The organism is Sphingobacteriales bacterium (genome assembly GCA_016699615.1).
GTDB lineage: Bacteria > Bacteroidota > Bacteroidia > Chitinophagales > JADIYW01 > JADJSS01.
In genome coordinates, this window is the sequence record CP064984.1 from 2,629,984 (window position 1) to 2,656,194 (window position 26,211).

General features: G+C 29.3%; 24 protein-coding genes and 3 pseudogenes. 17 read left to right on the top strand and 10 right to left on the bottom strand.

What is annotated here, in order from left to right; genetic code table 11:
* Positions 1-125 precede the first annotated feature (125 nt).
* Both IPK18_12450 and IPK18_12455 read left to right on the top strand, forming a co-directional pair.
* Positions 126-377, top strand: a complete 252-nt coding sequence (locus tag IPK18_12450) for a type II toxin-antitoxin system ParD family antitoxin (GenBank protein QQR97638.1) — start codon at positions 126-128, stop codon at positions 375-377.
* Positions 374-673: a type II toxin-antitoxin system RelE/ParE family toxin gene (locus IPK18_12455; protein QQR97639.1), complete on the top strand. Its 300-nt coding sequence runs from the start codon at positions 374-376 to the stop codon at positions 671-673. Before IPK18_12450 ends, IPK18_12455 begins: the two co-directional genes overlap by 4 nt.
* A 68-nt stretch (positions 674-741) precedes the next feature.
* On the opposite strand, the gene IPK18_12460 is transcribed toward IPK18_12455, so the two are convergent.
* Positions 742-1,107: a DUF2200 domain-containing protein gene (locus IPK18_12460; GenBank protein ID QQR97640.1), complete on the bottom strand. Its 366-nt coding sequence runs from the start codon at positions 1,105-1,107 to the stop codon at positions 742-744.
* On the bottom strand, positions 1,104-1,469 hold the full coding sequence (locus IPK18_12465) for a DUF1801 domain-containing protein (GenBank protein ID QQR97641.1): 366 nt from the start codon (positions 1,467-1,469) through the stop codon (positions 1,104-1,106). The genes IPK18_12460 and IPK18_12465 overlap by 4 nt, the downstream gene beginning before the upstream one ends.
* A gap of 185 nt (positions 1,470-1,654) precedes the next feature.
* Here IPK18_12465 and IPK18_12470 point away from each other — a divergent pair, with 185 nt between their 5' ends.
* Entirely contained in the window at positions 1,655-3,589 is a 1,935-nt protein-coding gene (locus IPK18_12470; protein QQR97642.1) for a T9SS type A sorting domain-containing protein, read from the top strand.
* A gap of 1 nt (position 3,590) precedes the next feature.
* Here the strand turns inward: IPK18_12470 and IPK18_12475 are convergent, their stop codons facing one another.
* On the bottom strand, positions 3,591-4,286 hold the full coding sequence (locus IPK18_12475) for a hypothetical protein (GenBank protein ID QQR97643.1): 696 nt from the start codon (positions 4,284-4,286) through the stop codon (positions 3,591-3,593).
* Positions 4,287-4,337: 51 nt separating this feature from the next.
* Between IPK18_12475 and IPK18_12480 the strand changes: the two genes are divergently transcribed.
* The 6 genes and pseudogenes from IPK18_12480 (at position 4,338) to IPK18_12505 (ending at position 11,899) form a co-directional block, all read left to right on the top strand.
* Positions 4,338-6,500, top strand: coding sequence for a DPP IV N-terminal domain-containing protein (locus IPK18_12480; GenBank protein QQR97644.1), 2,163 nt, complete (start codon positions 4,338-4,340; stop codon positions 6,498-6,500).
* A 110-nt stretch (positions 6,501-6,610) separates the two neighbouring features.
* Positions 6,611-7,657 carry a DUF3078 domain-containing protein gene (locus IPK18_12485; GenBank protein ID QQR97645.1) on the top strand — a complete coding sequence of 349 codons (1,047 nt, stop codon included), beginning with the start codon at positions 6,611-6,613 and terminating at the stop codon, positions 7,655-7,657.
* Between the two features lie 145 nt (positions 7,658-7,802).
* Complete coding sequence (locus IPK18_12490; protein ID QQR97646.1) at positions 7,803-8,519, top strand: pyridoxine 5'-phosphate synthase; 717 nt, start codon at positions 7,803-7,805, stop codon at positions 8,517-8,519.
* 69 nt (positions 8,520-8,588) lie between these two features.
* Positions 8,589-10,517: a threonine--tRNA ligase gene (gene thrS, locus IPK18_12495; protein ID QQR97647.1), complete on the top strand. Its 1,929-nt coding sequence runs from the start codon at positions 8,589-8,591 to the stop codon at positions 10,515-10,517.
* A 47-nt stretch (positions 10,518-10,564) separates the two neighbouring features.
* Positions 10,565-11,111: pseudogene (locus IPK18_12500) on the top strand (translation initiation factor IF-3).
* A gap of 26 nt (positions 11,112-11,137) precedes the next feature.
* Positions 11,138-11,899 carry a thiazole synthase gene (locus tag IPK18_12505; protein QQR97648.1) on the top strand — a complete coding sequence of 254 codons (762 nt, stop codon included), beginning with the start codon at positions 11,138-11,140 and terminating at the stop codon, positions 11,897-11,899.
* 6 nt (positions 11,900-11,905) lie between these two features.
* On the opposite strand, the gene IPK18_12510 is transcribed toward IPK18_12505, so the two are convergent.
* The 3 genes and pseudogenes from IPK18_12510 to IPK18_12520 all read right to left on the bottom strand — a co-directional run bounded on the left by IPK18_12510 (position 11,906) and on the right by IPK18_12520 (position 15,212).
* Positions 11,906-12,598 carry a TrkA family potassium uptake protein gene (locus IPK18_12510; protein ID QQR97649.1) on the bottom strand — a complete coding sequence of 231 codons (693 nt, stop codon included), beginning with the start codon at positions 12,596-12,598 and terminating at the stop codon, positions 11,906-11,908.
* A gap of 10 nt (positions 12,599-12,608) precedes the next feature.
* Positions 12,609-14,356: pseudogene (locus tag IPK18_12515) on the bottom strand (ATPase).
* Positions 14,357-14,399: 43 nt separating this feature from the next.
* The gene (locus IPK18_12520) at positions 14,400-15,212 is read right to left on the bottom strand and encodes an inositol monophosphatase (GenBank protein ID QQR97650.1); all 813 of its coding nucleotides are present in this window, start codon (positions 15,210-15,212) and stop codon (positions 14,400-14,402) included.
* 91 nt (positions 15,213-15,303) lie between these two features.
* On the opposite strand from IPK18_12520, the gene IPK18_12525 reads away from it, so the two are divergent.
* The 4 genes from IPK18_12525 (at position 15,304) to smpB (ending at position 19,500) form a co-directional block, all read left to right on the top strand.
* A complete protein-coding gene (locus tag IPK18_12525; protein ID QQR97651.1) occupies positions 15,304-16,917 on the top strand; it encodes a hypothetical protein in 1,614 nt (537 codons plus the stop codon).
* A 50-nt stretch (positions 16,918-16,967) separates the two neighbouring features.
* Complete coding sequence (locus IPK18_12530) at positions 16,968-17,129, top strand: hypothetical protein (GenBank protein ID QQR97652.1); 162 nt, start codon at positions 16,968-16,970, stop codon at positions 17,127-17,129.
* 80 nt (positions 17,130-17,209) lie between these two features.
* Positions 17,210-19,003 carry an elongation factor 4 gene (lepA, locus tag IPK18_12535; GenBank protein ID QQR97653.1) on the top strand — a complete coding sequence of 598 codons (1,794 nt, stop codon included), beginning with the start codon at positions 17,210-17,212 and terminating at the stop codon, positions 19,001-19,003.
* Positions 19,004-19,038: 35 nt separating this feature from the next.
* Complete coding sequence (smpB, locus tag IPK18_12540; GenBank protein QQR97654.1) at positions 19,039-19,500, top strand: SsrA-binding protein SmpB; 462 nt, start codon at positions 19,039-19,041, stop codon at positions 19,498-19,500.
* Positions 19,501-19,513: 13 nt separating this feature from the next.
* Here the strand turns inward: smpB and IPK18_12545 are convergent, their stop codons facing one another.
* On the bottom strand, positions 19,514-20,536 hold the full coding sequence (locus IPK18_12545) for an alkane 1-monooxygenase (GenBank protein ID QQR99352.1): 1,023 nt from the start codon (positions 20,534-20,536) through the stop codon (positions 19,514-19,516).
* A 221-nt stretch (positions 20,537-20,757) separates the two neighbouring features.
* On the opposite strand from IPK18_12545, the gene IPK18_12550 reads away from it, so the two are divergent.
* A complete protein-coding gene (locus IPK18_12550) occupies positions 20,758-21,363 on the top strand; it encodes a TetR/AcrR family transcriptional regulator (protein ID QQR97655.1) in 606 nt (201 codons plus the stop codon).
* 3 nt (positions 21,364-21,366) lie between these two features.
* Here IPK18_12550 and IPK18_12555 read toward each other — a convergent pair whose 3' ends face one another.
* Together IPK18_12555 and IPK18_12560 are read right to left on the bottom strand one after the other, a co-directional pair.
* A complete protein-coding gene (locus IPK18_12555; GenBank protein ID QQR97656.1) occupies positions 21,367-22,335 on the bottom strand; it encodes a glycosyltransferase family 9 protein in 969 nt (322 codons plus the stop codon).
* A complete protein-coding gene (locus IPK18_12560) occupies positions 22,332-22,823 on the bottom strand; it encodes a gamma carbonic anhydrase family protein (protein ID QQR99353.1) in 492 nt (163 codons plus the stop codon). The genes IPK18_12555 and IPK18_12560 overlap by 4 nt, the downstream gene beginning before the upstream one ends.
* A 225-nt stretch (positions 22,824-23,048) precedes the next feature.
* Between IPK18_12560 and IPK18_12565 the strand changes: the two genes are divergently transcribed.
* From IPK18_12565 to IPK18_12575, 3 genes are all read left to right on the top strand, one after another.
* Positions 23,049-23,210, top strand: a complete 162-nt coding sequence (locus IPK18_12565; GenBank protein ID QQR97657.1) for a glycosyltransferase — start codon at positions 23,049-23,051, stop codon at positions 23,208-23,210.
* Positions 23,211-23,261: 51 nt separating this feature from the next.
* A complete protein-coding gene (locus tag IPK18_12570; protein ID QQR97658.1) occupies positions 23,262-23,567 on the top strand; it encodes a hypothetical protein in 306 nt (101 codons plus the stop codon).
* Positions 23,568-23,996: 429 nt separating this feature from the next.
* Positions 23,997-24,566 carry an RNA polymerase sigma factor gene (locus tag IPK18_12575; protein QQR97659.1) on the top strand — a complete coding sequence of 190 codons (570 nt, stop codon included), beginning with the start codon at positions 23,997-23,999 and terminating at the stop codon, positions 24,564-24,566.
* Positions 24,567-24,576: 10 nt separating this feature from the next.
* On the opposite strand, the pseudogene IPK18_12580 reads toward IPK18_12575, so the two are convergent.
* A pseudogene (locus IPK18_12580) lies at positions 24,577-26,128 on the bottom strand (acyl-CoA carboxylase subunit beta).
* Positions 26,129-26,211: the final 83 nt, after the last annotated feature.

The window sequence follows — 26,211 nt, forward strand, 5'->3', positions numbered from 1 at the left end:
TTCGTTTGCAGTTCGTAACTTCGCAAATCCGCCGCATGTTACCTGCAACCGTTTCCGAACATAATCACAACAAAATATTTTGATTTAATACCAATACTTGGTATATTTGAATCAAATTATAAATAATGGCTAAAAATACATCGATTTTATTGGGAGATTATTTTGACAATTTCATTAATCAACAAATTAAAAGCGGAAAATTTTCTTCGGCAAGTGAGGTTGTGCGAACAGCTCTAAGAATGTTTGAATTTGAAGAACCTAAAAAATCTGAATTAATAAACGAACTGAAAAAAGGAGAAAAATCAGAATTTGTAAAAGATTTTAATCGTGAAAATTTTAGAAAAGAGCTTCATCAAAAACATATCGCTGAACAATGAATTATAAAATAAGTATTGAAGCGAAAAATGACATTGAAAAGATTTGGCTTTACACTTTCGAGAATTGGTCGCTTGAACAAGCAGAGCGATATTTTGATTTGATAATGGATGAAATTGAATACATTGCGGAAAATCCAAATTCTGGAAAAGATTTTAACGATATAAGAAAAGGATATTTAAGAACTCGAATAAAATCACATTTCATTTTTTACAAAATAAATCAAAAACAAAACGAAGTGGAAATTATCAGAATTCTGCATCAAAGAATGGATATTGAAAACAAACTAAACGAATAAAGTATGGCTACATACAACATCGGTGGCAGTTGCACAACGTGGTATTTTTTGAGGTCGTTTTACACAACTTATTTTGTTCGTAAAATCTTTTCTATGGCTTTGCCTTTAGCTAATTCATCTACTAGCTTGTCTAAGTATCTTACTTGTTTAGTTAGTTCATTATCTATTTCTTCTATTCTATAGCCACAAATAACACCAGTTATCAAATTTGCATTTGGGTGTAATTTTGCTTGCTTAAAAAATACTTCAAAAGTTGCTTTATTTTCTATTAGTTGTTGCAAGGCTTTGTCATCAAAGCCAGTTAGCCATTGTATTACATGGTGCAACTCATCTTTTGTTCTTCCTTTGCGTTCAACTTTTGCAATATAATGTGGATATACAGATGCAAAAGTTAGCTTTGCAATTTTTTCATTATGTGCTGTTGTTACTTTCATTTTTGAGATGCTTGTAGGTTTTCTTGTACTCTAAATTTTACGATTTCTGCAATAAGTTCGTACGGAATTGCTTTGTTGTATGGAAATTGTACAGAGCCTTTTCCGCATTTGTATTGCGAAAGTTTTTCTTCAAATGCTATATGTCCTGTTGGTGTAGCATAAAAGCCAATGTGTTTTGAAAATCTTGCAAAATAGACCAATACTTTTTTGTTTAGTTTGTAAGCAGGCATACCATAAGCTATTTCTTCTATAGCTGTTGGTGCGTTATTAATTATTGTTTTTCTAATTTCTTTTAATATTTCTTGAATATTAATGGGAAATGCATTTATGTATTCATCAACAGTATTGTATTTTATTTCCATTGTTGTTGCTATATTTTATGAAGATAAAAAAGAATTGTAAGTTGAGCAATATACATAACGTACAAATTTCATTATATAATAAAGTAGTTAATTAGGAAATAAAATTACATAGCTATCAAATATATTTTATTTAGTAAAGCATTTATTCTAAATATTTTTTATATTTACTTTACATTAAATGGTTTATGAGAAAAATCTACATAGTATTATTATTCTTTTTTGTCTGTTCAGGTATTTTTGCACAAAATATTACAGAATACACTTTGCCACCAGCACCATTATTTAGATGTGGCGATGCACCAGCAAAACTTAATCAAATTGTATATGGTGCAACACCACCTAATAGTGCAGACAAACCAGTAGTTGTATTCATACATGGCTGGTTTGATAATGGATATAGTTGGTTCTATGCAAAAAATGAATGGTATCAAAAATTGTATAATCAAAATATTAGAACAGCATATTTATTTCAATCGCATTCTGGTTCTTTTCAAGAAAATGGAAAGGTAGTAGCCAATATGATAAGAAAAATATGTGCTAAATATAACACCAACAAAGTAGTTGCAGTTTGCCATAGCAAAGGTGGTTTTGATATAGAATGGGCAATGTATAATTATGGTATTCATGATTCAGTATCAAATGTTATTACATTAAATACACCATATTACGGTGCTCCAATAGTAGATTTAATTGCCAATCCATTTGTTAGGTTAATTACAGAAGCATTACCAATAGTTGGCCCAATTTTTCAAGGTGCAGGCACTTATCAAATGACGCCAGCGTATATGAAAGGTGTTGTAAGACCAATGATGGACAATCATCCAAAAAATGAACCAGAAAAATTTAGATGTTATGGAACTTGGGGCTATCAGCATGCTACTCAATTGCCAAATCCAATTTCAGACGATTTATTGAAAGTTGTATTGTATGATTATAAACCATTGTGTTTTGATATTCCAGGAATGAGCCAAATTGCAAGTGGATTAATGAGTTTTGCAATGGGTTCGGCTGCATTGATAACAATTATAATGCCAGTACAAGATGCGTATCAAAATCCAACAAAAAATACATCAATAAATGATGGATTAGCACCATACTATTCAAGTTTTAGACCAGGCTCTATTGAAATTTCTGAAAGACCAAATGCAGAAAGTACAAATTTGAACCACATAGATGTATTAATGACTAAATACACTTGGAATGTAGTAAATAATGAATTGCAAGATATTATTTCTGGTGGACAAAGTAGTAGAAAATCAAAAGATATCTTTTCAGAAGGAAGTAGAGAATCAACAAATGTACAATCTGCCATGCAATGGATTGATGCAGATAATTTTGATTTTAATATAACAGAAAATAAACAAGTTGGAATAATGTTGTTAGGTAACTACAAAAATGTTGCATTATCAATATTTGATGAGAATAATAAAAAAGTCTATACAGAAAATATTAATCACGAAACAAAGACATTCTGGGAGTTGTTTAAGGTTATTGATGTAAAAAGTTTGAAATCAGGAAAGTATACTGTAAAAACGAATGAAAAGATAAAGGCAATTGTAATTGATGAAAGTGATGCAAAATTAGAATTGAAAATTGAGCATAATAAAATTTATTTGAAAACAATTGCTTGGAATACAAATGCAGCATCAATTGATTTGCAAGTAAATCTGAATAGAAATATTGATGAAAATGGACAATTAATTTGGGATAGAATTATTCCGATTAAAATGAAATATAGTGTTGAAGATGATTTGTTTGTGTCTGATGAATTAAGTGGATTGGAGACAGGAAGCTATAATGTAAGTGCGTATGCAAAAAATACATCAACTCAAAGATTTTTGAGCACTAGTTATTATGTCAATAAAGAAAATAAACAACTACATAACAAAATTAAAATCTATCCAAATATTGCAAAAGACAATTGTACAATAGCATGGGAAAATGCTCAAGCTATCAATTCAGTTGAAATTTACGATATTCAAGGAAAATTGATGCAACAAATAAAAGTAGATAATGAATCAAATTCATTAGATATAAATCTAAAGCAGTTGAACATCAACCAAGGAATGTACATTGTAAAAGTAGGTAATGTAAGTGCTAAATTGATGGTTGCACCATAGTTTATCTGCGTCTATTAATTCCAATACCAAAGCCAATATTTAGCATTAATGGTATTTTGCCAAAAGTACCTTGGTAAATTGATTCATCACTTCTAATTACATTATACATTAATGAAAAATAGAATGATGCAGCATCACCAATAGGTTGTGCATATCCACCACCAATTAGTAAATGATGTACATTTACACGTTTATATTCAAAATAAGACTCTTTGTTTACAAAATCGTACTGTGCTTGAGCAAAAATTCCTTTCCAAATATATCCACGTCCATATAAATCAGCACCATATACAAATGATTTCTGTCTGTAATTGTTTGCGTATCTAATACTTTGATAAATAAATATTGGACCAGCACCAACTTCCAATCTATCTTTTAGAAATAAATAACCAGCAGTTGGTGAAATATTTACAAATGTATATGAGCCAAATTGCAAACCAAATCTACCACCAATTCTGAGTTTACTTGGGTCAAATTTTTTAGGTATTTCTTCTTCATCAGTTGTATTTTCATCTTCAGAATTAGTATTATTTGTTTTGGATTTTGTTGATGAATTGTCACTCGGAAGCTCGTCATAGCTTTCAGTATCACTATTTTTCCTTCTGTTTTTATTGACATCATCATATATTTCTTCTTGAGCAAAAGAAACATAGCACAATTGCAGTACCAAAGTAATTAATAGAAAAGTCTTTTTCATGTTGTAATTTACGTTATAAAATTTATTATTATTGCTAAATATTATTAATGTATGACAAAGATACTCAAAGGTTGCATATTGTATTTTATAATAGAGTTAATATCTTTCCAGAATATTTATGCACAACTTACACTAGAAAATATTTTTATAAAGCATGAATACTCACCAGACGCACTAGATGATGTGGCATTCTATTCCAAAACTGAGCAATATGCCATGCTTGAAGATTACTCAAAATATCAGAAAATTGTAACCTATAACCACAATGCACAAAAACTTTCTGAAATTAACTTAAAGAAGGAATTTATAAAAAATGATATTGATTCATCAAAAAGAATAGGTCAATTTAGTATCTCAAATACAGATAAGTATTTCTTATTAGCTTCAGATTTTGATTATCATTATAGATATTCTTTCTCAGCAAACTATTATGTTTTAAATAATCAATCAATTACAAAAATAGATGATGAAAAAATTGAACATCCAAGTTTTTCTAATGATGATAGTAAAATTGCATACATAAAAGACAATAATTTATTTTATTTTAATTTGAAAAGTAATACATCAACGCAAATTACCAATGATGGAGAGCAAAATAAAATTATCAATGGTAAGTCAGATTGGGCATATGAAGAAGAGTTGATGCTCACACAAGCATATATTTGGAATAGTGATGCATCTAAAATTGCGTATTTAAAATTTAATGAATCGAATGTAAAAGAATACAATATTCCATTGTATTATGGACTAACTTATCCAAAGATATTTACATACAAATATCCAAAAGTAGGCGAGGAGTGTAGCAAGGTAACATTGCATTATTATGATTTGAAAAAGAAAAAAAACTATGCTGTTGCAATTCCATCAGGCTATGAGTATTTGCCAAGAATTTATTTTAGTAATGATGGTGCTAAGCTATACTATATGTTGATGAATAGATGGCAAAATGAATTGGGTATATATGCTTACGATATAAAATCTAAACAACATAAGTTAGTCTATGCTGAAAATAACAATACATATGTTGAGATACCAACTTTTATTTTAAATGATGATAATTCATTCTACATTACATCAGAGAAAGAAGATTATAACCAAATATACCATTATGATGCAAATGGCAAAATGATTAAAAAAATTACCAATGGAAATTATAATGTAATGGATATTTTATGTGTAGATAATCAAAATAATAGAATTTATTTTTCATCAAATATCTTTGATTATGCAGAAACACAAGTGTATGCTGTAGATGTAAAAAATCTCAATATTTATAAAGTCACACAAGAACATGGCACGCACCAAGTATTTTTTGCACCACAAATGACTTATTATATACATCAATTTAGCTCAGACACAATTCCTACGCAAACTAAAATATTGTATAATAATAACTCATCAGCAACAGTATTGATAGACAATCAAAGGTTAAAATCTAAAATAGATACATTACCTAAAAAGATATTTTCATCTATAAAAATAAATAACGAAAAATTTGGTTCATATATGATAGTTCCGAACGATTTTGATAGCACAAAGAAATATCCAATGCTCATGTGGGTTTATGGTGGACCAGGCATCAGAGAAGTAGAAAATAAATTTGGTGGCTCAATAGAAATGTGGCATAAATACTTAGCACAACTAGGATATATTGTAGTATGTGTAGATAATAGAGGAAGTAGTGGTCAATCGGCATCATTCAAAAAAAGTACATATCTACAATTAGGAAATTACGAAGTAGAAGATCAAACTGCAGCAGCGAAGTATTATGCAACATTAGGGTTTATAGATAGCAACAGAATTGGAATGATGGGTTGGAGCTATGGTGGATACATGAGTATAATGTGTTTAGCAAAAGGCAACGATGTTTTTAAAACAGCAATAAGTATTGCACCAGTTACAAATTGGCTGTGGTACAATAAAATCTACACAGAAAGATATATGAAATCAGTTTCTGAAAATAAAAATGGATATCTAAATAGCAATACACTATTACATGCTAATAAAATAAAAGGAAACTTATTACTCATTCATGGTACTGCAGATGATAATACTCAACTACAACATACGTATGAGCTGATGGCAAAACTAGATGCAATAGATATATCATATAAAAACTATATATATATTGATAAAAATCATGGAATTAATGGTGGAAATACGAGATATAACTTATTTAAAAAAGTAACAAATTATATCTTAGAAAATTTATAAGTACTTGTATTTGGTTAATTATCAATTAATAAGTTTGGGTTTTATTGATAATTGCTTAATGATTTCTTTAATTTTTTAAACTTATTTTTGTCCTTCAAAAAAAAATAATAATGAAACAAATTTATGTATTGATTCTATTTGTAATGTTTGCATTTGGCGCAAATGCACAAATTGAAAAACAAATTGAAGGTAAAACTATTACTGCTGATGACAAGAAAAAACTAGAAGACACAACACAAGGTTGGAAATTTGGCGGAATGGGTGGTGTAAATTTCAACCAAGCAGCATTTGTCAATTGGGCAGCTGGTGGAGTAAATGCCATTTCCTTAATTGCTAATGCAAGATTTTATGCAGATTACAAAAAAGGTAAACATTTAGTTCAAAATTGGTTTGCTGCTGAGTATGGTTTGCAGTTTTCTAAACAAACTTTCCCAAAAGTGAATAAAAATGCTGATAGATGGGAAGTATTTAGTAAATATGGCTATAAAATTCAAGATAAATTATACGTAGGTGCTTATGCTAACTTACGTTCGCAATTTTCTAATACATATAAATATAATGATGATAGCTCTAGATATCTTGTATCTACATTTGCTTCTCCATTAATTTTTGAAGGTGCAATAGGTTTAGATTATATTCCAAATAAATATTTATCATTCTTCTTTTCACCATTAGCTACAAAAGTTACATATGTTAGAAATGATTCATTAGCTAACGCTGAAGTATATGGAAATAAAAGTCCAAAACATACTAAAGCAGAATTTGGCGCCACATTAATAGCTCAATACAAACAAGATTTTTGGAAACAAAATATTACAGTTAGTTCTATTTTTAGAGCATATAAAAATTATTTAAGAGCAGATATCGATCCAATAGATATCTCTATTAGAGAAACAAAATCAAGCTATAGAAAAAATATTGATATAGATTGGCAAACTACTTTAGGATTTAAAGTAAATAAATTTATAACGGCATCTGTTTTTACACATCTAATTTGGGATCATGATGTGAGAATAAATAGAAAAGATAAAGAAACAGGCAAAAGTATTGACAATACTGAAAAACCACGCCTACAGTTTAGAGATGTTATTGGAATTGGTTTAGTATATCAAACAAATTATTACAAAGCAAAAGATGTAAAAGCTATTAAATTATAATATATCTTTTATACTAATAAGTATATCATGCATCTACATTTGTAGATGCATTTTTTTTTGATACAATTTGTTAGTAATTCATGTGTTTAAAATTTATAGATGTGTTTGTATCTTTCTAAATAAAATATTTTCATAGCTTTGTACGATGGTAAATTTGTCAGTAAACATTAATAAAATTGCGCTAATCAGAAATTCAAGAGGAAGCAATTACCCAAATTTGATTGAAGTTGCAAAAGATTGTGAAAGATTTGGAGCAAATGGAATTACAGTACATCCAAGACCAGATGAAAGACACGTGAAATTTGATGATCTATTGCCATTGAAAAATATTGTAACCACAGAATTAAATGTAGAAGGTTATCCAAGTCAATATTTTATAGATAAAATTTTAGCAATAAAACCACATCAATGCACATTAGTACCAGATGCAGATAATCAACTGACATCAGACCACGGTTGGGATACAATAAAAAATTTCGATTTTCTAAAAGATATAGTTCAAACTCTTCAATCAAAAAATATTAGAACTTCATTGTTTATTGATGCAGATGTTAATATGATAGAACATGCAGCAAAACTTGGCGTAGACAGAATAGAATACTACACAGGACCATTTGCAAAAGAATATTATATCAATAAAGAAAATGCAATTTCGTCTATCAAAGAAACTGTAGAAATTGCACATCAACTAGGCTTAGGCATAAATGCTGGCCACGATTTGAATTTAGATAACCTAAAATTTTTCAAAAATAATGTACCATATCTTGAAGAAGTATCTATTGGTCATGCCATTGTTTGCGATGCACTCTACTTCGGATTAGAAAATACGATAAAAATGTATTTGCACCAAATAAATGCATAAAAAATCATATACTAAATTTAATTTCATCTATTTTGATTTATAAAATTCAATGTCTAATTTCGTTCAATCATGAGTATAAAAATTACATTTCCAGACGGTGCAGTGCGTGAATATGCAAAAGGCATAACTGCATTAGAAATAGCAAATCAACTAAGCAATAGCTTAGGCAAGAAAATATTATCAGCAAAAATAAATGATACAATATGCGATGCAACATTGCCAATAGATAATGATGCAACTTTACAATTACTAACTTGGAGCGATGGTGGCGGAAAACAAACCTTTTGGCATTCATCAGCACATTTATTAGCAGAAGCATTAGAAAGTTTATACAAAGGAGTAAAGTTTGGAATTGGACCACCAATCGAAAATGGATTTTATTATGATGTAGATTTTGGAGATATTTCAATTTCAATAAATGATTTAGCAAAAATTGAAAAGAAAATGAATGAGCTTGCACAACAAAAAAACGAATTCAAAAGAAAAGAAATTTCAAAAATTGATGCTGTAAATTATTTTGAACAAAAAGGAGATGAGTATAAATTAGAGTTACTAAATGGCTTGAATGATGGAGATATAACTTTCTATACACAAGGCAATTTTACAGATTTATGTAAAGGACCACATATACCACACACAGGCTTTATTAAAGCAATTAAGCTAATGAAAGTTGCTGGTGCATATTGGCGTGGCGATGAAAAAAGAAAACAACTTACACGTATCTATGGAGTTACCTTTCCTAATCAACAAGAGTTAGATGATTATCTAAAACTATTGGAAGAAGCAGAGAAAAGAGACCATAGAAAATTAGGACAACAATTAAGCCTTTTTGCATTTTCTCAAAAAGTAGGTTCAGGTTTGCCACTTTGGTTGCCAAACGGAACATTTATTAGAGAACAACTTGGCGATTTCCTTAAAAGAGAACAATTAAAAAGAGGCTATCAACCAGTAATTACACCACACATAGGTAAAAAAGATTTATATGTTACATCTGGTCACTATGATAAATATGGCGCAGATTCATTCCAGCCAATACATACACCAGAAGAAAATGAAGAGTTTTTTTTAAAACCAATGAATTGTCCACATCATTGTGAAATATATAATCATGTGCCAAAATCATATAAAGAACTACCATATAGACTAGCAGAATTTGGAACAGTATATAGGTACGAGCAAAGTGGAGAATTACATGGTCTTACACGCGTTAGAAGTTTTACTCAAGATGATGCACATATTTTCTGTACACAAGATCAATTAAAAGGAGAGTTTAAAGATGTGATTGAATTAGTTCAATATGTATTGAATAAAATTGGATTTAAAGAATTTACAGCACAAGTTTCATTAAGAGATACAGAAAATAGAGAAAAATATATTGGTACTGATGAAAATTGGGACAAAGCAGAAAAAGCAATTATAGAAGCTGCAGAAGAAATGGGCTTAAAAACTGTAACAGAATATGGAGAAGCTGCATTTTATGGTCCAAAATTAGACTTTATGATTAAAGATGCAATTGGCAGACAATGGCAATTAGGTACCATTCAAGTAGATTATAATTTACCTGAAAGATTTCAGTTAGAATATATTGGTCAAGATAATGAAAAACATCGTCCTGTAATGATACATCGTGCGCCATTTGGTTCTTTCGAAAGATTTATTGCAATACTAACAGAACATTGCGCAGGAAACTTCCCATTGTGGTTAGCACCAAAACAAATTGCTATTCTCCCAATTTCTGATAAGTTTTTAGATTATGCAGAAAATATATCAAAACAATTAGCAGATTTGAATTTTAGAACTCAATTAGATTCAAGAGCAGAAAAAATTGGTAAAAAGATTAGAGATGCTGAAATGATGAAAATTCCATATATGTTAGTTATTGGAGAAAAAGAACTAGAAAGCAATCAATTATCTGTAAGAAAACACGGAAAAGGAGATTTAGGTGCTTACACTATTGCAGATTTTAGTAAAATTTTGCAAGAAGAATTAAATAATTAAAAATAAAAATACTATTTTTAGACTCAAATAAATTAATACATAATTTGATACCAAAAAGAAGACAGTTTGTTCCTAGAAAGAGACAAACAGAGCACAGACTAAATAGAGATATAGATGCAATAGAAGTTCGTATTGTAGGCGACGAAACCATAGAAGCTGGTGTCTACAAAATTGAAAAAGCACTTGCTTTAGCAAAAGAAATGGATGTAGATTTAGTAGAAATCTCTCCAAATGCAAAACCACCTGTTTGTAGATTAGTAGATTATAATAAGTTTCTTTACGATAGAAAGAAAAAAGAAAAAGAAATAAAAGCTAAGCAAAAGAAAACAGAAGTAAAAGAAATTCGTTTTACACCAAATACTGATGACCACGATTTAGATTTTAAATTAAAGCATGCTACAAAATTTTTACAAGAAGGTTCTAAAAGTAAAAATCTATGTACAATTTAAAGGTAGAGCAATTCAATTTAAAGACAGAGGAGAATTAGTATTGTTGCAATTTGCTGAAGCACTAAAAGAATATGGTGCTTTAGAAGCAATGCCAAATTTAGAAGGTAAAAAAATGATTGCCTTCATTGCTCCAAAGAAAAAATAATTTCTAATACATAATTGTGCTGCCTTATGAGTTTCCAGATTGCAGATAAAACATTCCAATCAAGATTACTTTTAGGCACAGGCAAGTTTGCATCATCATTGCATATGCAAGATGCAGTTCGTTCATCAGCAACAGAAATGGTAACTGTTGCTTTAAGAAGGATTGATTTATCTACGCAACGAGATACTATTTTGCCTTACTTGCAAAATTTACCAATTCAATTATTGCCAAATACAAGTGGTGTGCGTACAGCAAAAGAAGCAGTATTTGCAGCACATGCAGCACGTGAGGCATTGCAAACAAATTGGTTGAAATTAGAAATTCATCCAGATCCAAGATACCTAATGCCAGATGCAATTGAAACACTAAAAGCAGCTGAAGAGTTAGTAAAAGAAGGATTTGTAGTATTGCCATATATTCACGCAGATCCAGTTTTGTGCAAAAGACTTGAAGATATAGGCATTCAGGCAGTAATGCCACTAGGCGCACCAATTGGTAGCAACAAAGGCTTAGCATCATTAGAGTTTTTGAAAATAATTATTGAACAAAGTAATGTGCCAGTTATTGTAGATGCTGGTATTGGAGCACCATCACAGGCAGCATGGGCAATGGAATTAGGCGCAGATGCTGTATTGGTAAATACAGCCATTGCAATTGCAGGAAATCCAAGTGCAATGGCAGATGCATTTAGAATGGCAGTAATTGCTGGACGACAAGCATATGAATCTAAATTAGCAAAAGTATCAGACAAAGCATCAAATACAAGTCCACTAGATGCATTATTGTAAGGCTAATTAGTTTTGTTTTTTCTTTAAAAATGATTGTAAATCTTTGTTATGACCATACATAACTAAAATATCGTTTGGTTCAAGCTCATTGTCAGCAGATAAAACACCTTGTATTTGTGATTCAACTTTAGTTTTTCCTAATATGCTTTTTACTTCTACTTTCTTAATGATGGTTAGTACTAATAAATTAAATTCTTTCTTAAAATTTATTTCTCTAACTGTTTTTCCAATATAATCAGCAGGCACCTTTGCTTCGATGATACTAAATTCTTTATTGAGTTCAAATGAATCTACTATATTGTTTAAGCACAATTTTTTTGCCCAACGTTCAGCTGTTTCTTCCTCAGGATGCACAATTTCATCAACACCAATTGCTTGCAAAACCTTTTCATGCAATGGATTAATAGCTCTGCTAATTAATCTTTTTACTTGCAAGTTTTTCAATAATGCTGTAGTCATCACATTGGCACCTTGGTCTTCACCAATGGCTACAATAACAATGTCAGTTTCTCTTAATGGAAGACCAGATACAGTAAATTCATCTGTTGAGTCCATACATATAGTATGTGATATTTTTTCTTTGTAAGTATCTACTTTAGACATGTTAGTATCTATTCCAATTACTTCATTGCCTTCTGCTGTTAGTTTTTGTGCTAATGATGCTCCAAAATTTCCAAGTCCAATTATTATATATTTCATATGTCTTTATTTAATTTATTGTAATTTCTTCATTTGGATATCTATAGTTTTTATGTTTTACTTTTCTAAAAATTGCAATAGCAATAGATAGCATACTCACACGACCAATAAACATTACAATGATTAAAACTAACTTGCTTGCAATGCTTAATTTACTTGTTATGCCAAGGCTGAGTCCAGCAGTTCCGTATGCAGAAAAACATTCAAATACAATGTCTTTTAATTCTATTTTTGGATCGAAATATGTAATTAAGGTTACGGCAAATCCAACCACAAATAATGATAGCGTAACTATTGCAAATGATCTTTTTACAGAAATGTCTGCTATTTCTCGCCTAAATACTTCTATTCTTGTTTTGCCTTTTGCTAATGCTAATATATTTAGAATTAATACTGCAAATGTAGATGTTTTGATACCACCACCAGTTGATTGTGGAGATGCACCAATCCACATGAGCAACATTACCATCATTACTGTTGGAAGCATCATTTTAGACGAATCGATAGAGTTGAATCCAGCTGTTCGTGGCGTAGTTGCACCAAAAATTGCAGTAACAATTTTTCCAAATCCAGAATGTTCTGCAAGCGTATTGTGGTATTCAAAAATAAAGAAAAATATAGACGCAATAATAGAAATAGATATTGTGGTGATTAATGTGATTCTACTATCTAAATTGATAAGCCATGGTTTGTGTCTTCTTGTGTTTTTTGAAAATACATTTAGAATAGATAGTTTGTATTTTAAAAATGAGAGTAGATTGACAACAATTGGAAAGCCTAAGCCACCAAGTACAAATGTGAGTATGATAATGATATGGAAAAAATAATTAAACCTAAAATCTGATTCGTATAATGAATTTGATAGTGTTGAAAACCCTGCATTGCAAAATGCTGAAACTGCATGAAATATGGAGAAAAATATTTGGTCAGAATATGAATTAAAATATTCTTCTTGTACACTTATGTATATTAAAAATGCAGAAAAAGCTTCAATTCCTATCGTAATTAGTATAATATACTTTAAGATAGAAAATACTTCACCTAGCTTTTTTGAACTTGTTATGTCGCCAAGTGCAAGATGATTTTCATATGTAGTGCCATCTTTGAAAAAATAACTAAAATAACTAGCAAAAGTTAGTATGCCTAAGCCACCTACTTGAATTAATAATAGAATGATAGATTGTCCCAATTTAGTAAAATGCATATTGGTATCTACTACAGCCAATCCAGTAACGCAAACTGCACTTGTTGATGTGAATAATGCATCTATAAATGATATTTTTGTTGTGTTGCATTAGGTAATAAAAGTAAGAGCGCACCAATGATTATGATGATAATGAAACTAATAATAAATATTTGTGCTGGATTTAAAAATGTTCTATTGAAATTTATTTTTAACTCAGAAAACTCACGAATAAATGTGAAAAATACTGCAAGTTTTAACACAATAAGTTCTTTGAATAATAAATTTGATTTTAAGTAGTCATGTGATGAAATAAATATATAGAAAATCCAAATTGTGAAACTGACTGATAAAATATCAAATACTATTGCCTTTCGTTTGAATTTGTTTGTATTTTCAATATATCTTACAATAGAAGTGAATAAGCCTACACTTAGTACTATAAAATAAAAGTATTTTAGTATAAGTTGAAATGTGTTGTTTTTTGGAAATCCAAAGTCTATAATTGTACAAATCAATGCAATTAAACTGAGACTAAATGCGATGTTGTATAATTTTTTTAGATTGAATTTCATTTCTATAAATTACTATATTTAGATTTTAGTTTTGGTATTTAATCTAGCTTTGATTTTTTAATTCATATATAAATTCATTATATAAATTGTTATTACAAGCAATGATTTCTTTTCCGTATAAGAAATTATTTTCTCCACTAAAGTCATATACAAGACCACCAGCTTCTTGAACAATAAGACTTCCTGCTGCAACATCCCAAGGTGCTAAACTATATTCGAAAAATGCATCAAACTTACCACATGCAACATAGCACAAATCTACGGATGCAGCACCAAGTCTACGAATTCCTCTTGTTTTTTGCATTAAGAATTTTAAGAAATTCAGATAGGCTTCCAACTTATTAAAATCATAGTATGGAAATCCAGTTGCAATTAAACTATCTTCTAATTTTGATGTTTGTGTTACTGAAATCTTTCTACCATTTAGGTACGCACCATTATTTTTTGTGGCATAAAAGCAATCATTTTTATTGATTTCTAACACCACGCCAAGTTGTATTTCATTTTTATACGCTAATGCAACAGAAATAGCAAATACTGGAATCTGATGAATAAAATTTGTTGTTCCATCTAATGGATCAATAATCCATTGCCAATCATTTTGTGTTTTATTTATGGTTTCTTCTTCAGTTAAGAATGAAGCATCAGGTAGTATTTTTTGTAGTTGTTCTACAAGCATTTGCTCAGAAGTAATATCTACATAAGTAACAAGACTATTTAAGCTTTTTATTTCAATATCATTTTGGTTTATTTTCCCAATTTCAGATTGAATAAATTGAGTAACTTCTTTAGTTATTTCTATGGTTTGTTGTAGAATTTGGTTGATATTTATGTTTGCAGTATATGGATTATCCATTTTTTATTGGATTTATTATTTTATGAACTAAAAGTAATAAAATATATCATAAACATTCTGAAATAGAAAAGAATATTTTTATTTTACACTAGTGAAAAAAATAGAATTGATACTACAAAATAAAGTGTATGCCATTGCAATATATTTTATTTTAATTTGTGTCATTTATTCACAAACGAAGAATTTTGATTTTACGCTTGATGATGATTTAATTACGAGCAGTATTGATACAAAAATTAACAATGCAAGCGATTTATTAGATATTTTTAAAGAAAGATACAATAGGGTAGAGTATAGACCAATTGCTGTACTTTCTTTTGGAATTGAATATTTAGTACTAGGTGAATTAAATCCAAGTGTATCACATGTAGTAAATTTTATTTTATTTTTTCTAGTCATTGTATCAATATATATACTGTTTAATTTTATTACCAAATTCAAGTATAAATACGAAGTATTTTGGATCGTTGCAATATTCTGTGTTCATCCATTGTGTACAGAAGTCGTTGCAAATATTAAATCAAGAGATGGATTGCTCAGTATGTTGTTTTGTATTTGGAGTGTATACTTTTTCTTTAAAGCAGATAGAAATAATTTCTCTATTAAATATTATTTCATTAGTTGGTTGTTATTTATTATAGGTTCTTTTGCAAAATTAGATGTTTTTGGCATGGTACTATTTGTATTATTGTATAATGCCACAAAATTTGATAAGAAATCATTTGTTAGAGCTATTGTATTATTTGCAGTTTTTATCTTAGGAATTACACTAATCAGAACTACATTGGTTGACTATTTTTTACCAATTGAAGAAAGTAATTCAACATTAGCTGTTACCACTTTTACAGAAAATCCAATTGCTGATTTAGATGGTTTTTTTATAAAAATATTTGCAGCAATTCAAACTCTCTGGATTTATTTCATAAAAATTGTTTTTCCATTAGATTTAAGATATTACTATGGCTTTAATTATTATAGCATAGATACAAAACTCACGCTTTCATTATTAGCTAAAATTATTTTCTTTATTAGTTTGTTTGTTTTTGTGTTGTTTTCTAGCAAAAAGAATAAGTATGTTTTTATAGGATTAATAGGGTTTGTTTGTTTTATATTTTATGCGTTAAATTATTATACAGAAGTTGCAGGTATTGTCGCAGATAGATATGTTTTTATGTCACTGCCTTGGTTTGTATTCATAGTTTTTATGCTCATAAATAGATTTCAATTTACAAAATATGTAGTTGTAAATATTATCTTTTTTGTTGTGTTGATTTTGTTGTTATTTCTATCTTATAATAGAACAAAAGTTTGGAAAGATACCATTACACTTGTTCAAAATGATGCACCACATTTAGAAAAATCATTTGAAGGCATGCGGATTGCAGCAAGTATTTACTATTCAGAATTTGAAAAAACTGAAGATAAACAATATCTAAATTTAGCTATTGATTGTGCATTGAAAGCAAATAAAGTCTATTCAAATAGTATGTTGATAAATACACAATTAGGTCAGTTTTATTTTAAAAATAATGAAACACAAAAATCAAAAGACTATTTACTCAAAGCATCAAAAGTAGATACTACAAACTCCACAGTATTTCATTATTTAGGTGATATTTATTATTCAGAAAAGAAATACTCAGAATCAGAAAAATATTATTTTAATGCATTGAGATTATCAAAAGAAAACCAAAAAGAATTTTAATTAATAATATTTCTACAGTCTATTTCGATCAAGGATTATATGATAAGGTTTTGCAGTTTAATCATGATTTAATAAAAAGAGATAGCACCGAATTTGCACCTTATGAAAATTTAGGCTATTACTATAAATCTAAAAATGATGAAACTCAAGCCAAAACATATTTTGATTTGGCAGTAAAGCATGGTATGGCAGAAAATGAGGTGCCACAGTAATCTTAACTCACTAAAAATTATAGAATTTAGCATAGATTTATTAATACTTAGTATTTGACGATTTTTAGTATTTTCGCAGCATGAAACACTTGAGAAATTTCTGTATTATTGCTCATATTGACCATGGTAAAAGCACTTTGGCAGATAGATTGTTAGAATTTACCAAAACAGTATCTGAAAGAGATATGCAGGCTCAAACTTTAGATGATATGGATTTGGAAAGAGAGCGAGGAATAACTATAAAAAGCCATGCTATCCAAATGGATTACAAACATACAGATGGCACAAATTATTCTATTAATTTAATTGATACACCAGGACACGTAGATTTTTCATATGAAGTTTCTCGTTCACTTGCAGCATGCGAAGGTGCTTTGCTTTTAGTTGATGCAACACAAGGTATACAAGCACAAACAATTTCTAACTTATATTTAGCTATTGAAAATGGCTTAGAAATCATTCCAGTTATCAATAAAATTGATATGGATGGTGCCATGATTGAAGAAGTTACTGACCAAATAGTTGATTTAATTGGATGTAAAGCAGATGAAATTATTCATGCAAGCGGAAAAACAGGAATTGGTGTACAAGATATTATGGATGCAGTAATTGCTAGAATTCCAGCACCAAAAGGCGATACAGAAGCACCATTGCAAGCATTAATATTTGACTCAGTATTCAATTCTTTTCGTGGTGTAATTGCATATTTTAGAATTATGAATGGTACTTTGCGCAAAGGTGATAAGGTGAAATTTGTAAATACAGAAAGAGCATATATTGCAGACGAAGTAGGTATTCTAAGAATGAACTTAGAACCTAAGCAAGAAGTAAAAGCAGGCGATGTAGGCTATATTATCACAGGAATAAAAGTATCAAAAGAAATAAAAGTAGGAGATACCATCACTCAACTACAAAATCCATGTAAGGAAGCTATAAAAGGTTTTGAAGATGTAAAACCAATGGTATTTGCTGGAATTTATCCAATTGATAATGATGATTACGAAGAACTTAGAGAATCATTAGAAAAATTACAATTAAATGATGCATCATTAGTATTTGAGCCAGAAACATCATTAGCATTAGGTTTTGGCTTTAGATGTGGTTTACTTGGATTGTTACACTTAGAAATTGTTCAAGAAAGACTAGAACGTGAGTATGATATGACTATTATTACCACAGTTCCAAACGTAACTTACTATGCATACACCAAAGCAAATGAAAAATTAATTGTAAATAATCCATCAGATTTGCCAGAACCCAATCTGTTAGATTTTGTTGAAGAACCATATATAAAATCAAGTATCATTACGAAGCCAGAATATATTGGTGCAATTATGAAATTGTGTATGGATAAACGTGGTATTCTAAAAAATCAAGTATATCTTACAGAAAGCAGAGTGGAACTTCAATTCGAAATGCCATTAGCAGAAATTGTATTTGATTTTTATGATCAATTAAAATCAATTTCAAAAGGCTACGCATCATTTGATTATCATTTGTATGATTTTAAAGAAAGTGATTTAGTAAAATTAGATATAAAACTTAATGGCGAAAATGTAGATGCTTTTTCAGCATTAATACATCGTAGCAAAGCATACCATTTTGGTAGTAGATTGTGCGAAAAATTAAAAGAATTAATTCCACGCCAACAATTTATGATAGCAATACAAGCAGCAATTGGTGCAAAAGTAATTGCTAGAGAAACAATTTCTGCAATGCGTAAAGATGTAACAGCAAAATGTTATGGCGGCGATATATCTAGAAAAAGAAAATTATTAGAAAAACAAAAGAAAGGAAAGAAGAAAATGAGACAAATTGGTACAGTAGAAGTTCCTCAGCAGGCATTTATGGCTGTACTTAAGTTGAATGAGTAATTTTCTGCACAATACTTTTTGCATGTAGATAAGCCATGAAGAAACAAACCAATATAGAAATTATTAATAAGAAAGCAGCATTCAATTATCTTTTGTTAGATACTTACAAAGCTGGAATGGTTCTTTATGGTACTGAGGTAAAATCTATTAGAGAAGGCAAAGTAAATATGTCTGACTGCTATTGTTTTTTCAAAGATGGCGAACTTTGGGTGAAGAATTTACATATTGCAGAATATGCTTTTGGTACATACAATAATCACGTTCCACTAAGACAACGTAAATTATTATTACAAAAAAGAGAATTGCAAAAATTGCATCTAAAAATAAAAGAAAAAGGATTTACAATTATTCCATATAGAATTTATTTTAATGAAAGAAATCTGTGTAAAATAGATATTTGCTTAGCAAAAGGTAAAAAGTCTTTTGACAAAAGAGAAACATTAAAAGCTAAAGACGAAAAACGCGATGTGCAAATAGCTATGAAAAAATATAGATAGTTATATTTTTTTGTTAAACATCTTGCGCAAATTTTTCTATACTTTCATTGTGTGCAATTACACGTGGATTCATAATTCTAAACCAAAGTGGTGGAATTAATGCCAATGGTATCATAGCCAAATAACCTGATGGCATTTGTGGAGCATTATCAAAATGTCTTAGTATTTGATATTTTCTACTTGCATTGTAATGATGGTCGCTGTGTCTTGTTAGTTCAAATAATAAAATTCTTCCCAGTTCATGCTCAGAGTTCCAAGAATGATGTGGCTTTACTTTCTCGTAAGCACCATTCGGCAACATTTTTCTTTGTAAACCATAATGTTCTATATAGTTCACAATTTCCAATAACACAAACCCAATTGTTGCTGCTGCAATAAAAGCAAGCATGCATTTTAATCCTAAGAAAAAATAAATACTTAGCACAAATAAAACTTGTATAATTTGAAATCTCAGCATTTCATTATTTATTGGATTCCAAATATTTAGATTTAATTTTCTTAATCTATGTTCTTCTAATTTCCAAGCATCAATCCAAGAACCAATTACTGTTCTTGGTAAAAATCTATAAAAACTTTCATTTAATCTTGATGTTGCTGGATCTAATGGTGTAGATACATTTTTATGATGTCCTCTGTTGTGCTCAATAAAAAAATGCATATATAATGTTGATAGCAAAAGCATTTTTGCCATAGTTTGTTCGTATTTTTTAGACCTATGACCTAATTCGTGTGCCACATTTATACCTAATGCACCACACGCTAAGCCCATGCCTAATGTAATGCCAAGCAACTCATACCATGCTAGTGGTTGTGTGTACACAGTATATAAATAGTAGGCTAAAATAATATATTGCAAAGGCACCATAGCATAAACTAAATAATCATAATATCTGTCGCTTTTTTCTTTAGCTTCTTCTTCGTCCGAAAAGTTTTCTGTGGTGCCAGTAAAAATAAATTCTACAACAGGAATAAAACCATACACAAATGCAAATGCAAAAAATGACCAATAACCTAAGAAATTAAATGAAATATACATCAATCCAGGAATAATGATAAGTGGTAGAAAGTATTTGTATTTTCTCCATACTTTATGCCATTTTGGTATTGGTTTGCTATTAGAAATTGTGTTGTTGGGTTGTATTGTATTCATACAGTTTCATTTTATTATTGTAAATTTATACATAATAATACAAAAAATCAAACTAAAATTGCAAAAATAGTTCGATTTTTGTATTTTATTTAACATTGGTTAATTGTATGGGAAGAAAATATGTAAGCAAAACAAGAAACAAAAACTTAGATAAACGTAATTTTTATTTACAGAAATTATTGTACAATTTTAAAATACATGGAACCAAAAAACTAAGTATAGATAAACTTGCAAATGAATTAGGTATTAGTAAATCTACTTTGTATGAATATTTTAAATCTAAAGATGAGATTGTAGGTTTGCTATTAGATGATATATTATTTAAAATAAGAGATGCTGAAAAAATATTGAATGACAAACATTCATCTTACATTGATAGATATTACCATAGCATAGATTTAATTTCAGAACATCTTTCAGATATTTCAAACGTATTGTTAGATGATTTGAAAAATGATTACCCAACGCATTGGAAAAACATTGAAGCTTTGATAGAATATTTATCAGATATACTAACTATCTATTACGACGAAGGCAAGAAATTAGGTTATTTTAAAAATATTGATACAAGAATTTTAGTATTGTCTGATAGATTATTTTTTAATGCCATTTCAGACACAACCTATCTTAAGAAAAACAATATTAGTTTAAAAATTTTATTTGATGAGTATTTTAAAATGAAAAGTTTTGGTTTTATTAAAACTGAAGCATAAAAATTACGATAGAATATCAACAATCTTCTGCATATCCAAATCTTCCATACATTTAAAATGTTTTTTTGGACATGATGAACTTCCATATTTATTGCATGGTCTACACTTCAATTCATGATTTTCTATAATTACAGTATTGCTTGTGTTTTGATATGGAATGAATCCTAATTTCTTGTCTGTGCTGCCCCAAACAGAAATAATTTTTTTCTGAAAAGCAGTTGCAATATGCATCATGCCTGTGTCGCCAGTTATTACATATTTTGCTCTTTTTATAATAGATGCAGATTGTGTGATAGAAAATCGTCCGCAAGCATTCATTATTTTAAATGCATCTATTTGACTAAGTTCATTGCCTAATGTTTCGTCTTCTTTTCCACCAATTAAAATAATTGGTACTTTAATTTCCTTACACAAATACTCCAAATGATGTTTAGGTATCGTTTTGGTATAATGTTTTGCACCAATTACAATCACAATAAATCCAGCAATGTGCGTAAATGGCAAATTGCCAATTGGAATATCTTTTTCTTCAGGAATAAAAAAATCTAAACCTTGAGCATCATTAATGATATTTAGTTTTTTTACAGCAGAAAAATATCTATCAACAACATGATTGTTTAATAAATTAATTTTAAAAGATGTAAGCAACCATCGTTTAAATGTTTGCTTGTTGTAGGAATATACTTGCTTTGCTTTTAGTGATTTAATGATTTGAAACGAACGAATGTTTTTATGCAAATCTACGATAACATCATATTGTTCATTTTTTAGCTCATTAATTACTTCATCAGTATGTTTATTTATAGAATATACTTTTTGTACATAGATATTATTTTCTACAATTTCTTTGTATATGTCTTTTGTTATAAAATGAATTTCAGCAGAAGAAATTTGTTTTTTTATACATCTAATAATTGGTGATGTAAGAACAATGTCTCCAATAGAGCTAAACCTTATTATAAGTATTTTCATATTTTAATATCTATGTATTTTTTCATCTCTGAAATGTATTCTTCAACGCCTAAAATCACACGACTTTTCACAGCATCAATTGGTAATGTTTTTACAATTTTTGCTGGCGTACCTAATACCATACTTCCATCAGGAATTTTCATGTTTTCTGTAACCAATGCATGCGCACCAATAATGCAACCATTGCCTATTTCAGCACCATTTAAAATTGTTGCACGCATACCAATTAAATTACAATCACCAATTTTTGCACCATGAATTATTGCACCATGTCCAATTACATTGTCTTTTCCAATATGTATTGGCTTTCCATGGTCAACATGCATGATTACACCTTCTTGCACATTTGTACGTTCATCAATTCTTATTTCATCAAAGTCTGCACGTAGTACAGCACCATACCATATAGATACAAAATCTGCTAAAAATACTTTACCTAATACTCTTGCTGTATCAGCAATAAATACATTATTGCTGTATTGTGCCATTTGTTCTAGTTCTTTTTGATATGAATTCATACACTAAATTTATAATTTAATATCAATATACATAAAAATTCAGAACAGAAATCGTATTTTGTAGGAGATGGTTCTTTATATCATATTTATAAGTGCATTGTTTGTACAAGTAATATTTTATGTAAATTATCTTTTTTTCTTTAATAGGAAATCAAAATACAATTTAGCCTACAAGCCATCAGTAAGTATTATTATTTGTGCGAAGAACGAAGCAGAAAATCTAAAAAGAATATTCCTAAAATTGCAAAACAAAATTACGCAACATTTGAAATATTAATTGTTGATGATAATTCAAGTGATAATACTGCACAAGTTGTGGCAGAATTAAAAAGCTATATTCTAATATACAATACATAAAGATTGATAATAAAATTGGTGTTGGCAAAAAATATTTATTGCAACAAAGGCGTGCATATAGCAAAGTATGATGTGCTTTTATTGACAGATGCTGATTGTTTTCCTGTTTCTGAAAATTGGATTGCAAATATGTCTGCACACCTTTTTAATTATGAGATTGTGTTAGGTATTTCTCCATATAAAGCTACAAAAGTATCATTGTTGTCTGATATTCAGCATTATGAAACAACACAAACGTATTTGCAATATATTGCATTTGCAAATGCTGGAATACCATATATGTGTGTTGGAAGAAATGTAATGGTAACTAAATCATTATATCAAAAATACAATGGCATGATGCAGATTTTAGTCTAGCATCTGGCGATGATGATTTAATGATACAACAATTAGCAAATATGCATAACACAAATACATGTGTTTTTTCAGATAGTTTTACTTGCTGAAAGCCTAAGAAGACTTATATTGATTGGTGTAAGCAAAAACGCAGACATTATACAACGGGAACAAAATACAAGCTCAAACATCAAGTATTATTAGCATTATTTCTTTGGTCAAAATTTTGTGTGTATGTGGCATTTTTGATATGTTTTTTTCAAACAAGAAATATTTATGTTGTATTTGCTTTAATGATATATTTTATGGTATCGTTTGTTGTTTTTTATAAGATAGATAAATTCTACAGAACAGTATTTGGTTTTTTAAGGTAATGTATTCTGATTGTATATCAATATTTAATATTGTAATATTAGGTATCGCAAGCAATATTGTACATAGCAAAAATAAATGGATTTGAAAGCAGCTGATAATATATTAATTCAAGAAGCATTGAGTGGCAATCAAAGTGCTTATACATTGCTTTTAGATAAGTATAAATATGCTGTGTATGCCGTGGCTCTAAAAATTGTGAAAAACAAAGAAGATGCAGAAGATGTGGTAATGGAAACATTCAATAAGGCATTCAATCATCTAAGCACTTATAATAATGAATATGCATTTGCTACATGGTTGTTTAAAATTGCGACAAATACGGCAATAGATTTATTAAGAAAAAATAATATACAAAAACTATCCATTGATGATAATGAATTGCATTTGGAAGAAAAGTATAGCGACAATAATAATGCAGAATTTGAGTTGATAAAAAAACAAGACAAAAATTATGTATTAAAAATTATACAACAACTAGAAAATCCATATCGCGATATGATATTTTATAGATATTTTGATGAACTTAGCTATGGTGAAATTGCAGAAAAAACAAATACAAGTTTGGCTAATGTAAAGATTATACTACACAGAGCAAAAAAACAATTGCAGAAAATAATTCTACATTCTGATTTTAGTAATCAATAATAAATGTACATTATAATGGAATGTTGCCATGTTTGCGTTTTGGTCTATCAACAGTTTTGTTTTCTAGCATTTCAAACGCAATAATTAATTTTTCTCTTGTCTGTTCTGGAAGAATTATTTCATCAATAAAACCACGTTCTGCTGCTTTGTATGGATTTGCAAATGTTTCAGTATATTCATCTACTTTTTCATTCAATTTTTGTTCAGGATTTTCAGCTTTTGCAATTTCATTTTTAAAGATGATTTCTGCGGCACCTTTTGGACCCATTACAGCAATTTCAGCACTTGGCCAAGCATAATTCATGTCAGCTCCAATGTGTTTAGAGTTCATTACATCATAAGCACAACCATAAGCTTTTCTTGTAATTACAGTCACTTTAGGTACTGTAGCTTCGCTTAATGCGTACAATAATTTAGCGCCATTTACAATTATACCATTCCATTCTTGGTCTGTGCCTGGTAAAAAATCCAGGAACATCTACAAGTACTAAAATTGGAATATTAAAAGCATCGCAAAATCTTGTGAATCGTGCACCTTTTCTTGAACTATTAATGTCTAAAACGCCTGCTAAGTACGCTGGTTGGTTAGCAATAATTCCTATGCTTCTTCCTGCAATTCGTGCAAAGCCAACAACAATATTCTCAGCGAATTCTTTATGTACTTCAAAGAAAGAATTTTCATCAACTGTATTTTCAATTACTTCTCTAATATCATAAGGTTGATTTGGATTTTCTGGTAGTATTGAGTTGAGTTTTATTCTACTTTCTGATGTATTGTTTTGATAAGGAAGTTTAGGTGTTTTTTCTTGGTTGTTTTGTGGTATATAGCTTAATAATGATCTTACTTTTTGTAATGCTTCTACTTCGTTTTTTGCAGTAAAGTGTGTTACACCAGATTTTGATGTACGGTTGTTGCACCACCTAATTCTTCACTACTTACAATTTCGTGTGTAACAGTTTTTACAACATTTGCCAGTAACAAACATTTATGATGTGTTCTTTACCATTAAAGTAAAGTCAGTCATAGCTGGCGAATATACTGCGCCACCAGCACATGGTCCCATGATAGCAGAAATTTGTGGAATAACACCTGATGATAATACGTTTCTATGAAAAATATCTGCGTAGCCACCCAATGATACCACACCTTCTTGTATTCTTGCACCACCTGAGTCATTTAAGCCAATAACTGGTGCACCAACTTTTGTTGCTAAGTCCATTATTTTGCAAATTTTTTCAGCATGTGTTTCTGATAATGAGCCACCAAAAACAGTAAAGTCTTGAGAGAATAAATACACTAATCTGTCATTTATTTTTGCATAGCCAGTTACAACACCATCACCTAAATATTGTTCTTTTTCTAAACCAAAATCTGTGCTTCTATGTGTTACAAATTTATCTAATTCTTGGAATGTGCCTTTGTCTACTAAAAGTTCAATTCTTTCTCTTGCTGTTAGTTTGCCTTTTTTGTGTTGTGCATCAATACGATGTTGCCCACCACCAAGTAGTAAATCTTCTTCTTTTTGTACTAGTGTTTTTAGTTTATCTTGAATTGTACTCATGCCATGAATATTATTTACCAATATTACTAAAAATATTGATAAATAATTCCTAAAGTTTTGAATATATAAAGTTTGTTTAATAT